General features: G+C 70.0%; 10 protein-coding genes. 8 read left to right on the top strand and 2 right to left on the bottom strand.

Annotated elements, in window-relative coordinates; all coding sequences use genetic code 11:
• Positions 1-5 precede the first annotated feature (5 nt).
• Positions 6-2,630 carry a TonB-dependent receptor gene (locus IEX18_RS17150; RefSeq protein ID WP_188660765.1) on the bottom strand — a complete coding sequence of 875 codons (2,625 nt, stop codon included), beginning with the start codon at positions 2,628-2,630 and terminating at the stop codon, positions 6-8.
• A gap of 212 nt (positions 2,631-2,842) precedes the next feature.
• Here IEX18_RS17150 and IEX18_RS17145 point away from each other — a divergent pair, with 212 nt between their 5' ends.
• The 7 genes from IEX18_RS17145 (at position 2,843) to cobA (ending at position 12,390) form a co-directional block, all read left to right on the top strand.
• Positions 2,843-3,424, top strand: coding sequence for an ANTAR domain-containing response regulator (locus IEX18_RS17145; RefSeq protein WP_188660762.1), 582 nt, complete (start codon positions 2,843-2,845; stop codon positions 3,422-3,424).
• Positions 3,421-4,632: an ABC transporter substrate-binding protein gene (locus tag IEX18_RS17140; RefSeq protein WP_188660759.1), complete on the top strand. Its 1,212-nt coding sequence runs from the start codon at positions 3,421-3,423 to the stop codon at positions 4,630-4,632. The genes IEX18_RS17145 and IEX18_RS17140 overlap by 4 nt, the downstream gene beginning before the upstream one ends.
• Positions 4,633-4,913: 281 nt before the next feature.
• On the top strand, positions 4,914-6,149 hold the full coding sequence (locus tag IEX18_RS17135) for a nitrate/nitrite transporter (protein WP_188660757.1): 1,236 nt from the start codon (positions 4,914-4,916) through the stop codon (positions 6,147-6,149).
• A 21-nt stretch (positions 6,150-6,170) separates the two neighbouring features.
• Entirely contained in the window at positions 6,171-8,651 is a 2,481-nt protein-coding gene (nirB, locus tag IEX18_RS17130) for a nitrite reductase large subunit NirB (protein ID WP_188660753.1), read from the top strand.
• Positions 8,648-8,986, top strand: a complete 339-nt coding sequence (gene nirD, locus IEX18_RS17125) for a nitrite reductase small subunit NirD (RefSeq protein WP_188660749.1) — start codon at positions 8,648-8,650, stop codon at positions 8,984-8,986. The genes nirB and nirD overlap by 4 nt, the downstream gene beginning before the upstream one ends.
• A 40-nt stretch (positions 8,987-9,026) precedes the next feature.
• Positions 9,027-11,615 carry a nitrate reductase gene (locus IEX18_RS17120; protein ID WP_188660746.1) on the top strand — a complete coding sequence of 863 codons (2,589 nt, stop codon included), beginning with the start codon at positions 9,027-9,029 and terminating at the stop codon, positions 11,613-11,615.
• Positions 11,605-12,390 carry a uroporphyrinogen-III C-methyltransferase gene (cobA, locus tag IEX18_RS17115; protein ID WP_188660743.1) on the top strand — a complete coding sequence of 262 codons (786 nt, stop codon included), beginning with the start codon at positions 11,605-11,607 and terminating at the stop codon, positions 12,388-12,390. Before IEX18_RS17120 ends, cobA begins: the two co-directional genes overlap by 11 nt.
• Before the next feature lie 11 nt (positions 12,391-12,401).
• Here the strand turns inward: cobA and IEX18_RS17110 are convergent, their stop codons facing one another.
• On the bottom strand, positions 12,402-12,548 hold the full coding sequence (locus tag IEX18_RS17110) for a hypothetical protein (RefSeq protein WP_188660740.1): 147 nt from the start codon (positions 12,546-12,548) through the stop codon (positions 12,402-12,404).
• 190 nt (positions 12,549-12,738) lie between these two features.
• Here IEX18_RS17110 and IEX18_RS17105 point away from each other — a divergent pair, with 190 nt between their 5' ends.
• On the top strand, positions 12,739-14,238 hold the full coding sequence (locus IEX18_RS17105; RefSeq protein ID WP_229664678.1) for a glucuronyl esterase domain-containing protein: 1,500 nt from the start codon (positions 12,739-12,741) through the stop codon (positions 14,236-14,238).
• Positions 14,239-14,263: the final 25 nt, after the last annotated feature.

Genomic DNA, 14,263 nt, shown 5'->3' with positions numbered 1-14,263 from the left:
CGTCCTCAGTAATGCAGCTGCGCGCCCCAGCGGAAGCTGTATCCATAGCGCTCCCGCTCGACCAGCTGGTTCGGCACACCGATATAGCGCCGCCACGGCGCGTCGGTGAGGTTGAGCGCCTGGCCGAAGAAGGTCAGCTGCGGGGTCACCTCGTAGGACAGGTTGAGGTCGAGCTGGCCGTTGCGGTCGGTATATTGATCGGTCGCCGCGGTGGCGCCGATCGTGTCGAGATACCGCGAGCGGTAGGAATAGGCCGCGCGCGCTGCGAGCCCGTACTTCTCGTAGAAGATCTGTGCGGTGCCGACGTCGCGCGACTGGAGGAAGAGCGGGAACCGGCCGCTCCGGCCGCCGGGGATGGTGCCCTCGCCATGGCCGGTGATGCGGGCATAGTTGGCGGCGATGCCGAAGCCGTCGAGCGCGCCGGGCAGGAAGGTGAAGCGGACCTGCAGGTTCGCCTCGAACCCTTCCAGTTTCGCGCTGTCGACGTTGAGCGGCTGGACGCGGTTGATCCCGGTCAGCGCCTGTCCGGCAAAGGTGCCAGCGACGTTCACCGTCGTGCCGGTGTAGATCGGATCATCGATGTCCTTGCGGAAATAGCCGACGGAGATCAGCCCCTGGCCCGGCAGATAATATTCCAGCGCCGCGTCGTAGTTGGTCGCCTTGTAGGGCTTCAGCGCCGGATTGCCGAGCGTCACCGTGGTCGGCGAGGTGGTCAGGTCGACCTGCACATAGGGCGCGAGGTCGGGATAGTTGGGCCGGCCGATCGCGGTGGTGACCGCGGCGCGGGCGATCAGGCCGCCGGCGATCTCCCATTTGGCGTTCAGGCCGGGGAACCAGTTGGTGTAATTCCGCGTGCCGAAGCTGTTATAGTCGCTGTCGAGCGCGGCGGTGGCGGTGACCAGCTTCGCCTTGGTACGGTCGCGGGTATGCTCGACGCGGACGCCGGGGACGAGCGTGATCGGCCCCAGATGCGCCGTCGCCATCGCATAGCCCGCCCAGATCTGCTCGCGGACCGCATAGTCGTTGGCGAGGCTGTTGGCCCGGCTCGACGCGACGTTCGCGGTGATCACGCCGGGATTGGCGGCGATGAAGGCCTGTTTGCGATCGTAGCTGACCCGGACCGGAAAGATGTAGCGGCCGTTATAGAAATCGGTCGCACCCGGATAGGAGACGCTGGCGAGGGTAAAGGTCCGCCCGCTGGTGAGACCATAGGTCAGGAAGTCGCGGGCATTGGTCTTGTGGCGGTCGAGATATTTGACGCCGAGCTTCACGCTGCTGTCGTTGCCGACCGCGACCGGCAGGGTCAGGTCGACGCGGCCCTGGCGCAGCGTCTCGATCGCGTTGCGCGTGTCGTAGTTGACGCTGTTAAGCGCATAGGCGGTCTGGTTGGCGTTGGGCCGGACGCGCGGGGTAAAGAGGAAGGGCGTGTCCGATATGTCGTAATCGACGGTCAGCGCGGTGCCGCCGGTGCGGAAATTATATTCGGAGCGGAGCGGATCCCGCTTCTGCGCCCGCGTCCAGCCGCCCGCAATGTCGAGCGCCGCGCCGCCCAGCCGGAAATTGCCGCCGCCCTGCACCGACTTGGTGTTGTCGACCTCCTGCCGGCGCCGGACGCGCACGCTGCCGCGGCCGGTGAAGGTGCCGGTGGTCGCGGTCTGGTTGCTGAAGACTGTCTGGTTGTCGATGATGAACTGGTCGCGCGTCTCGTTGTCGTCGAACCGGGACAGCGTACCGCGCAGGAACAGCTTGGCGACGTCGCTCGGATGCCAGTCGAGATTGAGCACCACGCCCTTGCGCGTGCGGACCAGATTATAGTCGCGCAGCCCCGCCTGGTCGGGAAGGACGTAGCTCTGATTGGCATTGGTGACGGTGTTGCCGTTCCTCGCCGATGGCACGCGCCAGTTGGTCGAGCCCTGGAAGTTCTGCGACTCGATCGGCCGGCGCGAATAATTCACCGAGAGGACCGCGCCGAACTGCTCGTTCTGGCCGAAGCGGCCGCCGACCTGCGCATCGCCCTCATAGGGATGGCCGCCATTGAGATGGTAGCTGCCATATTGGATCCGCGCATCGGCGAAGAGCGGCGCCTTGCGGTCGAAGGCGGTCAGCGTGCGAATATTGACCTCGCCGCCGATCGCATTGGCGTCTTGGTCGACGGTCAGCGACTTGGTGACGATGACCGAGTTGATCAGCGCCGAGGGGATGTCGTCCAGCTTCACCTGCCGCCCGTCCGGTTCGGGGGCGGGCAGGGTGAGGCCGTTCAGGACCACGTTGACGAGGTTCGGATTGACGCCGCGGATGATGACGTAGCGGCCCTCGCCCTGGTCGTTGGCGACGGACAGGCCGGGCAGGCGGCGCACCGCCTCCGCGACATTCTGGTCGGGCAGCTTGCCGACATCGTTGGCGTAGAGCGCCTCGACGACATTGTCGGCCTGGCGCTTGGTCTCGATCGCCTTCTTCTCGCCCTGCGCGGTGCCGACCACGACGATCTCGCTGTCGGTCGTCAGATCGGCCTGCGCGGCCTCGTCCGCCGCGGCGGTGTTGCTGGCCGCCGGCAACGTCTGTGCCGAGGCGGTGCCCGCCAGACAAAGGCCGAGCGTCGACGCGCCGGCCAGGAGCACGAAGCTCTTCATGATGATCCCGATCCCCCTGGCCGCTTCCCCCGCGGCGCTTCCGGGCGCTTAGGTGCCAAGCACGTCAGATCCGGGACGTTTGGGTGAAACTAATATGACGACCGGTTCGGGCATCGACTCGACGGGCCGGATGGGGGTGTGGGGCCGCCCCGCCGGCGCGCACGTGCCGGGGCGCTGGCCTGACCGGTGTTCCCGCGCTAAGCGGCGCGGCCGTGAGGATCGCGATCATCGACACCAGCACCACGCGCGCGGCGATCATCGCCGAAGGACTGCGCGAGGCCGGGCTCGACGATCAGGTCGTGATCGACCCGCAAGGTCCGCTGGCACGGCAGATCGAGGCCTGTGCGCCCGAGGTGGTGCTCATCAACCTGGAAAATCCCAGCCGCGACCTGCTGGAGGATTTCTTCGCCATGTCGCGCGCGCTCGACCGGCCGATCGCGATGTTCGTCGACCAGTCGGATGCCGAGAGCGCGCTGGCGGCGGTGGACGCGGGAGTGTCGGCCTATGTCGTGGACGGGCTGGCCAAGCAGCGCATCAAACCGGTGCTCGACGTCGCCATCCGCCGGTTCCAGGCCTTTTCCCGCCTGCAGGCCGAGCTGGCCGAGGCGCGGACCGCGCTGGCCGACCGCCAGACGATCGATCGCGCCAAGGCGATCCTGATGCGTCGCCGCGGGATCGACGAGCCCGCCGCCTATGCGCTGCTGCGCGGCCATGCGATGCAGTCGAACCGCCGCATCGCCGAGGTGGCCGAGGCGATCGTGACCAGCGACGCGCTGATGGGGGACCTGCCATGAGCACCGAAGCCTTTCGCATCGGCTTCGTGCCGCTGGTCGACGCCGCGCTGCCGATCCTGGCGCACGAGCTCGGCTTCGCCGAAGCGGAGGGTCTGGCGCTGACGCTGGTCCGCGACGTCACCTGGGCGACGGTGCGCGACCGGCTGCTTTACGGACACAGCGACGCGGCGCATATGGTCGCCCCGCTCGCCATCGCCACCGCTCTGGGGCGGGACCGGCCGGCGACCGCCATGGCGGTGCCGTTCGTGCTCGGCCTGAACGGCAATGCCATCACCTTCTCGATCGCGCTGGGCGAGGCCTGCGGGCTGGGCGACGGGCTGGGCGATCCCCATGCGCTCGGCGCCGCCCTGCGCGAGGTTGCGCGGGCGCGGGCGGCGGCCGGGCGGCGGCTGCGCTTCGGCGTGGTGCACCGCTATTCCAGTCACAACTATATGCTGCGCTACTGGCTGGCCGAGGTCGGGGTGCGGCCGGACAGCGATGTCGAGATCGTCGTGACCAGCCCGACCTTTGCCGCCGATGCGCTGGCGGCGGGGGAGGTGGACGGGATCTGCGTGGGCGAGCCGTGGAATTCGATCGCGGTCGATCGCGGAGTCGGCAGGATCGCGCTGGCCACCGCACAGATCTGGCGGCGCGGGGTCGAGAAGGTGCTGGCGATGCGCGCCGACGTCGCTGCGGAGCGGGGGGAGGCGACGCAGCGGCTGATCCGCGCGCTCCATGCCGCCGCCGAATGGTTCGTCCGGCCGGACACGGCAGAGGCGAGTGCGGCGATCCTCGCCCGGCCGGCCTATTGCGACGCGCCGGTCGACGCGATCCTGCGTGCGATCACCGACCGTCTGAGGCTGGTGCCGGGCGGCGCGCCCGTGGCCTATCCCGACTTCATGTTCCAGTATCGCGAGGCGGCGAACTTTCCGTGGCGCAGCCAGGCGGCATGGCTCTACGCCCAGATGACGCGCTGGGACGGGCGCGGCTACGATCCCGGCGAGGCGGCGACGGCGGCGGCCACCTTCCGCCCCGACCTCTACCGCGCCGCGCTCGCCGGCACCGGCGCGCCGCTGCCGGGCGCGAGTTCCAAGCTGGAGGGGGCGCTGGGCGAGCCGATCGGCGCCGGCTCGACACAGGGGCGGCTGCTCTTGGGTAACGACCGGTTCTTCGACGGGCGGGCGTTCAATCCAGACGATATCCCGGGGTATCTGGCGGGTTTGCCCTGAAGCCACGGGACACAGAATGTAGCCGTCGACCCGGCCGGATGCTGCACATGCGAAAGGGGCTTGCGGCGGGCGGGCGAATCAGGCAGCTTGATGGTCGTCCGGCAATGACGTCGGGCACGAGATAGCAGCGACATGCCTCTCCAGCGCCGGGGAGGTTCCCGCTGACGGATCGCCGGGTTGACCGGCATCCGATGAGGCAACGAAGCCGCCAGGACGCACCCGCCACGGGTCGCCGTCCTGGCGGCTTTTTTCATTTCCGGCTCAGCCGAAGGGGACGGGCGATGGCGACGGTGGTGTGGAACGGGACGGCGGACGAAGACGACGGTTTCTGGCGCAGCGGGCACATGCCCACGCTGATCGCAGCCTTTCTCTATTTCGATCTGGCGTTCATGGTCTGGGTGCTGCTCGGACCACTGGCGCCTGAGATCGCCGCGACCCTCGGGCTCACCCCGGCGCAGAAGGGGCTGATGGTCGCGGTGCCGACGCTGGCGGGCGCGGTGCTGCGCGTCGTCAACGGGCTGCTGGTCGACCGGATCGGGCCGAAGCGGGCGGGCGCGATCAGCCAGATCATCGTCATCGCCGGACTGGCCTCCGCCTCGGCGGCGGGGGTGACGAGCTTCGCCGGCACGCTGGCGCTGGGCGTCGTGCTGGGCTTTGCCGGCGCGTCCTTCGCAATAGCGCTGCCGCTCGCCAGCCGCTGGTATCCGCCCGAGCATCAGGGCAAGGCTATGGGGCTGGCCGGCATGGGCAATTCGGGCACCGTGCTGGCGGCGCTGTTCGCCCCGGCGCTCGCCCGGCTGTTCGGCTGGAACGCGGTGCTGGGGCTGGCCTGCCTGCCGCTCACGCTCGTCTTCCTCGTCTATATGGCGCTGGCCAAGGATGCGCCCAACCCGCCCGCGCCCAAGCGGCTGACCGAATATCTGACGCCGCTGCGCCAGCCGGACGCCTGGTGGCTGATGGCCTTCTATGCGGTGACGTTCGGCGGGTTCGTCGGGCTGGCGGCGAGCCTGCCGATCTACTTCACCGACCGGTTCGGCCTGTCGACCATCCATGCCGGCTATGCCACCGCCGCCTGCGTCTTCGCCGGATCGCTGGTGCGGCCGATGGGCGGGGCGCTGGCCGATGCGATCGGCGGGGTGAAGGCGCTGACCGCGGTGTTCATGGTCGCCGCCCTCGCGCTGGCCGGGGTCGCTGCCGCGGGGACGATCGAGGCGGCGCTGGCGCTGTTCGTGCTGGCGATGCTGGCGCTGGGGGTTGGCAACGGCTCGGTCTTCCAGCTCGTCCCGCAGCGCTTCGCCGCCGAAATCGGGGTGATGACCGGGCTGGTCGGCATGGCGGGCGGAGTGGGCGGCTTCTACCTCGCCTCCTCGCTGGGGCTGGCGAAGCAGTGGACGGGAAGCTTCGCCCCCGGCTTCCTGATCTTCGCGGGGCTGGCGCTGGCAGCGCTGGCGGGGCTGACCGCGGTCAAGCGCGGCTGGCGGCAGAGCTGGGGCGCGGCCGCCGGCGTGCGCATCTGAGCATCGGGAAAGGACAGGACGATGAAGCACGAGCCCATCGCGGTGCCCCCGGGCGACACCCGCGACCATCTGATCGTGATCGGCAACGGCATGGCCGGGTGCCGCGCCGTCGAGGAGCTGCTGGCGCGCGATCCCGCCCGCTATCGCGTGACGATCATCGGCGCGGAGCCGCTGGTGAACTACAACCGCATCATGCTCTCGCCGGTGCTGGCAGGCGAGAAGACCTTCGACGAGATCGTCCTCAACGGTTTCGACTGGTATGCCGATAACGGCATTACCCTGCTGAGCGGCGACCCGGTGGTAGCGATCGATCGCGCGGCGCGGACGGTGACGAGCCGCAGCGGGCTGGTGCTGGACTATGACCGGCTGCTGATCGCGACGGGATCGGACCCCTTCATCATCCCCGTGCCGGGCAAGGACCTGCCGGGGGTCATCGGCTTTCGCGACATGAAGGATGTCGACCATATGCTCGCCGCGGCGGAGCGGGGCGGCAGCGCGGTGGTGATCGGCGGCGGGCTGCTGGGGCTGGAGGCGGCGCACGGGCTCAGCCTGCGCGGCATGACGGTGACGGTGCTCCACATCATGCCCACGCTGATGGAGCGGCAGCTCGACGAGGCGGCGGGCTGGCTGCTCAAGACCGCGCTGGAAGCGCGCGGGCAGACCATCCTGACCGGTGCGGACACGGCCGAGATCGTCGGCGACGGCCGGGTCGAGGCGGTGCGGCTGAAGGACGGAACGACTATCCCCGCCGACCTCGTCGTGATGGCGGTCGGCATCCGCCCCTCGGTCGCGCTGGCGCGCGAGGCCGGGCTGGATATCGGGAGGGGGATCCGGGTGGACGACCATATGGTCACCAGCGACCCCGCCATCCTCGCGGTCGGCGAATGCGTCGAGCATGACGGGCAGGTCTACGGCCTCGTCGCGCCGCTGTGGGACATGTGCCGTGCGCTGGCCGACGGGCTGGCCGGGCGGCCGAGCGGCTATCGCCCGGCGCCCACCTCCACCAAGCTGAAGGTCGCGGGGCTCGACGTCTTCTCGGCGGGCGACTTCTCCGGCGGCGACGGCGCGGAGGACATCGTGCTGCGCGATGCGAGCCGCGGCATCTACAAGCGGGTGGTGGTGAAGGAAGACCGCATCGTCGGCGCGGTCCTCTATGGCGATACCGCCGACGGCAACTGGTATTTCGACCTGCTGAAGAAGGGCGAGAGCGTCGGCGACATTCGCGACGTGCTGATCTTCGGCCAGGCCTTCGCCCAGGGAGGAGGGCAGGCGGACCCTAGGGCGGCCGTTGCGGCCCTCTCCGACGAGGCGGAGATCTGCGGTTGCAACGGCGTGTCCAAGGGCAGGGTGCTGGCGTGCATCGACGGCGGCGCGCACAGCCTCGATGCGGTGCGCAGCGGGTGCAAGGCATCGGCGAGCTGCGGCTCCTGCACCGGCATCGTCGAAAGCCTGCTGGCGCTGCGCCTCGGCGGCGAGGTGGAGGCCGGGCCGAAGACCCTGTGCAAATGCACGACGTTCGGCCATGACGATGTGCGCCGCGAGATCGTCGCGCAGGCCATGCGCTCGATCCCCGAGGTGATGCAGAAGCTGCACTGGGCGACGCCCGACGGCTGCTCGTCCTGCCGGCCCGCGCTCAACTATTATCTGCTCTGCGCGCTGCCCGGCGACTATATCGACGACCAGCAGAGCCGCTTCGTCAACGAGCGGATGCACGCCAACATCCAGAAGGACGGCACCTATTCGGTGGTGCCGCGCATGTGGGGCGGGCTGACCAGCCCGAAGGAGCTGCGCGCCATCGCCGACGTCGTAGAAAAGTACAATGCGCCGATGGTCAAGGTGACCGGCGGCCAGCGGCTCGACATCTTCGGCATCCGCAAGGAGGACCTACCGGCGGTCTGGGCGGACCTGAACGCGGCGGGGATGGTCAGCGGCCATGCCTATGGCAAGTCGCTGCGCACGGTGAAGACCTGTGTCGGCAGCGAATGGTGCCGGTTCGGCACGCAGGATTCGACCGGGCTGGGCGTGAAGATCGAGCGGTCGACCTGGGGCTCGTGGATGCCGCACAAGTTCAAGATCGCCGTCAGCGGCTGCCCGCGCAACTGCGCCGAGGCGACGATCAAGGATTTCGGCGTGGTCTGTGTCGACAGCGGCTACGAGCTGCATGTCGGCGGCAATGGCGGGATCAGGGTGCGCGCCACCGACCTGCTCTGCAAGGTCGCGACCGAGGGCGAGGCGCTGGAGATGTGCGCCGCCTTCATCCAGCTCTACCGCGAGGAGGCGCGCTATCTGGAGCGCACGGCGCCGTGGATCGAGCGGGTCGGCCTTGCCTATGTCCAGTCGCGGCTGTTGCCCGATGCGGCGGCGCGGGCGGCGCTGGCCGGACGGTTCTTCTACTCGCAGCGCTTCTCGCAGGACGATCCCTGGGCGGCCCGCGCCGCCGGCGACGCGCAGGACATCCACGCCCCGATGGCGCGGTTCACTCCGGTGGAGGAAATGGCATGACCGGCGACTGGCTCGATATCGGCTGGGTCGAGGAAATCCCGCTGCGCGGCAGCCGCACGGTGCAGGTCGATGGCGGCGACGACATCGCCGTCTTCCGCACCGGCGACAACCGCGTCTTCGCGCTGCTCGACCGCTGCCCGCACAAGCATGGTCGCCTGTCGCAGGGCATCGTCCATGGCGGCGCGGTGGCATGCCCGCTGCATAACTGGCGGATCAGCCTGGCGACGGGCGAGGCGCTGGGCGAGGACCGGGGCTGCACCCCGACCGTGCCGGTGAAGGTCAGCGGCGGGCGCGTGCTGCTTTGCCGCGCCGGCACGCTGAAGGCGGCGGCATGAAGATGGCGCAGATCCTCCCGGCTGGCGGGGAGGAGCGGCTGTGAGTGTCCGCACGACCTGCGCCTATTGCGGGGTCGGATGCGGCATCGTCGCGACGCGCACCGGTGAGCGTTCGGTGCGGATCGAGGGCGATCCCGACCATCCCGCCAATCGCGGCCGGCTCTGTTCCAAGGGCACGCACCTGGGCGAGACGGTGGGGCTGGACGGTCGGTTGCTCCATCCGATGATCGGCAAGCGCCGTGCGGGCTGGGACCGGGCGCTGGATCTGGTCGCACGCCGCTTTCGCGACGCCGTGGCGGAGTTCGGGCCGAACAGCGTCGCCTTCTACGTGTCCGGCCAGTTGCTGACGGAGGACTATTATGTCGCCAACAAGCTGATGAAGGGTTTCATCGGCGCGGCGAACATCGACACCAACTCGCGCCTGTGCATGTCGAGCGCAGTGGCCGGTCACCTCCGCGCCTTTGGCGAGGATGTCGTCCCCGCCAGCTATGAGGACGTCGACGCGGCCGACCTGATCGTGCTGATCGGCAGCAACACCGCCTGGTGCCATCCCATCGTCTATCAGCGGCTGCGCGCCCGCTGCGCGGCGGGGGCAAAGCTGGTGGTGATCGATCCGCGCCGGACCGAGACGGCCGGAGAGGCCGACCTGCACCTGCCGATCCGGCCCGGCAGCGACGTGGCGCTGATGAACGGGCTGCTCCACTGGTGCCGCGAGGCGGGGGTGCTCGACGCCGGCTTCCTCCGCGACCATGTGAGCGCATCCGCGGAATTCTGGGCACAGACGGGCGAGGGGAGCGACCTGTGGTCGGTGGCGCGCACCTGCGACGTCGCGGCGGCCGACCTGCGCGCCTTTCACGAACTCTTCGCCGCTACCCCGCGCACGGTGACGCTGTTCAGCCAGGGCATCAACCAGTCGGTTGCCGGCACCGATCAGGTCAACGCGATCCTCAACGTCCATCTCGCCACCGGCCGGATCGGCAAGCCGGGCGCGCAGCCCTTCTCGATCACCGGCCAGCCCAATGCGATGGGCGGGCGCGAGGTCGGCGGCCTCGCCTCCACGCTGGCGGCGCATATGGGTTTCGACGAGCCGGATCGCGCGCGCGTGCAGCGCTTCTGGGCCGCACCGACGATCGCGACGAAGCCGGGCCTCAAGGCGGTCGATCTGTTCCGGGCGGTCGGGGAGGGGCGGATCAAGGCGCTGTGGATCATGGCGACCAATCCCGCCGTGTCGATGCCGGATGCCGGGTCGGTCCGCGCGGCGCTGGCGGCCTGTCCGTTCGTCGTGGTCAGCGACGTGATCGCCGACACCGATACGTCCGCCTTCGCGCATGTCCGCCTGCCTGCCGCGGCCTGGGGCGAGAAGGACGGGACGGTCACGAACTCGGATCGGACGGTCAGCCGGCAGCGGGCCGTCCTGCCGCTTCCCGGCGAGGCGAAGCCCGACTGGTGGATCGTCAAGGAGATCGGCCGGCGCATGGGGTGGAAGACCGCCTTCGCCTATGATCACCCCGCCGAGATCTGGCGCGAGCATGCGCGCCTGTCGACCTACCAGAACGACGGCAGCCGATTGTTCGCGCTGCCCGGGCATTCCGGCGGCGGGAATGAGGGCTATGAGGCGATGGCGCCGTTCCGGTGGGGCGGCACACCCTTCGCCGAAGGGCGATTCCCGACAGCGGACGGGCGCGCGCGGCTGGTGCCGGTGGTGCAGCGCGCACTGCCCGCGCCGCTCAGGGACTGGCCGCTGACGCTCAATACCGGGCGATATCGCGACCAGTGGCACAGCATGACGCGCACCGGCCTCGCCCCCAAATTGGCGCGCCATCGCGAGGAGCCGCTGGTCGAGGTGCATCCCGCCGATGCGGCAAGGCTGGGGATTGCGGATGGCGGGCTGGCCCACGTCTCCACGCCGCAGGGCGCCAGCCTCTATCGCGCACGGATCAGCGATGGGCAGCGACCGGGCGAGCTGTTCGTGCCGATCCACTGGACCGACCGCACCGCGAGCGGCGGCCGCACCGGATACCTGCCTCGTCCGCACGTCGACCCCATTTCGGGCCAGCCGGGCTTCAAGGCGACGCCGGCGGCGATCGAAGCCGTGGCGACGCGCTGGCGGGGCTTCCTGATCCTTGCCGGCGAGGCGGCGCGGCGCCCCGACTGCCTGTGGGCGACGCGCGTCGCGGTGCCGCTCGGCACCCTGTGGGAGCTCGCCGGCGACGAGGATCCGGCGCGACTGGAAGCCTGCCTGCCCGGCGGCACCAGGATCGAGGCGGCGGATCCGGCCCGCGGCACGCGACGGGTCGCGATACTGGCCGAGGGGCGGCTCGCCGCTGCGCTGTTCGTCACGCAGACCGGGTTGCTGCCGGGTCGCGACTGGCTGATCGAGCAACTCGCCGCGCCGCAGGCTTCGCCGATGGTTCTCGCCGGGCGCATGCCGGGCGTGACCGTCGACCGCGGCCCGACCGTGTGCGCCTGCCTCGATATCGGGATGCGGACGATCGTCGATGCGATACGAAGCCAGAGGTTGACCGATGTTGCGGCGATCGGGGCGGCGATCGGCGCCGGAACCCAGTGCGGTTCGTGCCGTCCCGCGCTCGGTCGCCTGCTTACCCGGGAGATCCACCATGCCGCATGACGATTTTCCCGCCGGCACCGTCTGGCTGGTCGGCGCGGGTCCGGGCGACCCGGACCTGTTGACGCACAAGGCGGGACGGCTGATCGCGGCGGCCGATATCGTCTTTTACGATGCGCTGGTCGGCCCCGGCGTGCTCGACCTGATCCCCGATGAGGCCGACCAGATCAGCGTGGGCAAGCGGTCGGGCCGGCACTCGCGGGATCAGGCGACGATCGATCGGTTGATCGTCGCCGCCGCACGCGAGAGTCGGCGCGTCGTCCGGCTGAAGGGCGGCGATCCCGCGATCTTCGGCCGGACCGCGGAGGAGGTGGCGGCCTGTGCCGCTGCCGGCGTCCCGGTGCGCATCTGCCCGGGCGTGACCGCCGCCAGTGCTGCGGTCGCCGCGGCGGGCGTCAGCCTGACGCTGCGCGGCGCGGCGCGGCAGCTGACCTTCGTCACCGCCCACGCCCGGACGGGCGAGGCGCTCGATCTGGATTGGCGCGCCCTGGCGGCGGGCGAAGCGACGCTCGCCGTCTATATGGGCCGGGCCGCAGCGACGCTGGTGATGCAGCGGCTCCTCTCGGCCGGACGATGCGCCGACACGCCCGTTCTGGTCGTGGTCAATGCATCGCTGCCCGGCGAGCGCATCATCCGCGGTCGCCTGTCCTCGCTCGCCTTTCTGGTCGAGGCGATCAGTGCCGACGATCCCGCCCTGCTCGTCATCGGCGAGGCGGTGCGGCCTGCCGTTGCGCCGTCGATGTCGCCATCCGTACCGGTATCGATGGAGCGCGCCTGATCGGGCAGACCTTACCAGCCGCCGGGGCCGCAGCCCGCGCAGCAATTATCCCCGGGCGTCTCGATCCCGCAGATCGCGCAGGCGCCAGGCGGCGCATGGTCGATCGCCTCTGCCTGGTCGATCCAGCGGCGGAACCAGCCCTTGATGATGCGCGCCATGACCTTACCTCCGCGCCGCCAACGCATCAGGATGGTTAACGAGCCGCCTCGAATGAATTTTTCAGGTCACCGCCGATCGCGCCGCAGACTGTTTCCCCGAAAGCGCACCGTCATGCTTGTCGCTTGCTAGCTCGCGGAAAAGGCGCGTATTTCCGAGCTGCCCAGTGACAGGGCGGGAGCAGGAGGGGGCATGGCCGGTACGCGATGGCGGGTAGGGGGATGGCTGCTGACGGCGGCTATGCTGACGGCCGCGGCGAACGGCACGCCGACCGCCGATCAGGAACATGCCGCGATGATGCGCCAGCTCGGCATCACCGCGCTGCGGCCCGGCGCGAGCGGCGATCCGGAGGCGCCGAACGCCGCCAATTACGACCCGGCCAAGGCCAATCCCTATCCCGTCTGGCCCGATCTGCTGACGATGGCGGACGGACGGCGGGTGACAACCCCGGACATGTGGCGCCGCGAGCGGCGACCCGAGCTGGTCGCGCTGTTCGAGCGGGAGATCTACGGCCGCGTCCCGGCCGATGTGCCCGCGGTGGCCTGGCGGGTCGAGTCTGCGGATCGCGAGTTCATCGCCGGGCGGCCGGTCGTGGCGCAGCAGCTGGTCGGTCACGTCGACAGCCGTGCGGCGCCGCAGATCCCCGTCGACATCCGCGCGACCCTCGTGCTGCCCGCTGGCGCCCGAGGACCGGTGCCGGTGCTGATCATGTTCGCGCCCGCGCGCTATCCGGTCCCCAGCCTGCCCGACGCCCGCGAGGCGGAGCGGCTGGACGCGGCGATGAAGGCGGCGCTGCTGCAGCGCGATCCGTCGCTCGCCACGATCTTCGCCGCCCATCCCGGCTTCGCCTTTGTCGAACCCAGCGGTTTTCCTCCTGCGCCGCCGCGCGACGAGCGCGTCGCAAGGCTCGTCGCCGATGGCTGGGGCGTGGCGCTGCTCGACACGGCGACCATCCAGGCCGACGATGGCGCCGGCCTGCGTGCGGGGATCATCGGTCTCGCCAATCGCGGCCGGGCGCGCACGCCGGAGCAATGGGGCGCGCTGCGCGCCTGGGGTTGGGGGGCCAGCCGGCTTCTGGACTATCTGGCGACCCGATCCGAGGTCGACGCGGCGCATGTCGGGATAGAGGGCGTGTCGCGCTGGGGCAAAGCCGCGCTGGTCGCGGCGGCGTTCGACGAGCGGTTCGCCATGGTCCTGATCGGCTCGTCCGGCGAGGGCGGGGTGAAGCCGCATCGCCGCAATTTCGGCGAGCAGGTGGAAAATCTCGCCGGCGCCGGCTCGCATCACTGGATGGCCGGCAACTTCCTCAAATATGCTGCCGAGACGGGGCGGTTCGGGCGCAAGACCGCGGCAGACATGCCGGTCGAGGCGCATGAGATGCTGGCGCTGGTCGCGCCGCGGCTGGCCTTTGTCAGCTACGGCGTGCCCGAGGCGGGCGACGCCCTGTGGCTGGACCAGCAGGGCAGCTATATGGCGACGGTCGCGGCGGGCCGTGCCTGGACGCTGCTCGGTGCTCACGACCTTGGCCGCGGCAACGACTATCGCGCCGCCCTGCTGCCGCCGGTCGGCACTGCTCTGCTCGACGGCGAACTCGCCTGGCGGCAGCATGACGGCGGCCATACCGACGGGCCGAACATGCCCTATTTCCTGCGCTGGGCGGACGCGAAGATCGGCCATCGACCGCCGCGCTGACGCGGAACACGGCTTCGGGCGTCAG

This window comes from Sphingomonas metalli (assembly GCF_014641735.1).
Classification (GTDB): Bacteria; Pseudomonadota; Alphaproteobacteria; order Sphingomonadales; family Sphingomonadaceae; genus Sphingomonas; species Sphingomonas metalli.
This window is presented reverse-complemented; position numbering and strand designations above follow the sequence as displayed.

Excerpts from the sequence above, each read along its gene's own strand:
- IEX18_RS17110 (WP_188660740.1), bottom strand. The coding sequence starts at position 12,548 with ATGGCGCGCATCATCAAGGGCTGGTTCCGCCGCTGGATCGACCAGGCA.
- nirD (WP_188660749.1), top strand. The coding sequence starts at position 8,648 with ATGACCGGCGACTGGCTCGATATCGGCTGGGTCGAGGAAATCCCGCTG.
- IEX18_RS17140 (WP_188660759.1), top strand. The coding sequence starts at position 3,421 with ATGAGCACCGAAGCCTTTCGCATCGGCTTCGTGCCGCTGGTCGACGCC.
- IEX18_RS17105 (WP_229664678.1), top strand. The coding sequence starts at position 12,739 with ATGGCCGGTACGCGATGGCGGGTAGGGGGATGGCTGCTGACGGCGGCT.
- nirB (WP_188660753.1), top strand. The coding sequence starts at position 6,171 with ATGAAGCACGAGCCCATCGCGGTGCCCCCGGGCGACACCCGCGACCAT.
- IEX18_RS17135 (WP_188660757.1), top strand. The coding sequence starts at position 4,914 with ATGGCGACGGTGGTGTGGAACGGGACGGCGGACGAAGACGACGGTTTC.
- IEX18_RS17150 (WP_188660765.1), bottom strand. The coding sequence starts at position 2,630 with ATGAAGAGCTTCGTGCTCCTGGCCGGCGCGTCGACGCTCGGCCTTTGT.
- cobA (WP_188660743.1), top strand. The coding sequence starts at position 11,605 with ATGCCGCATGACGATTTTCCCGCCGGCACCGTCTGGCTGGTCGGCGCG.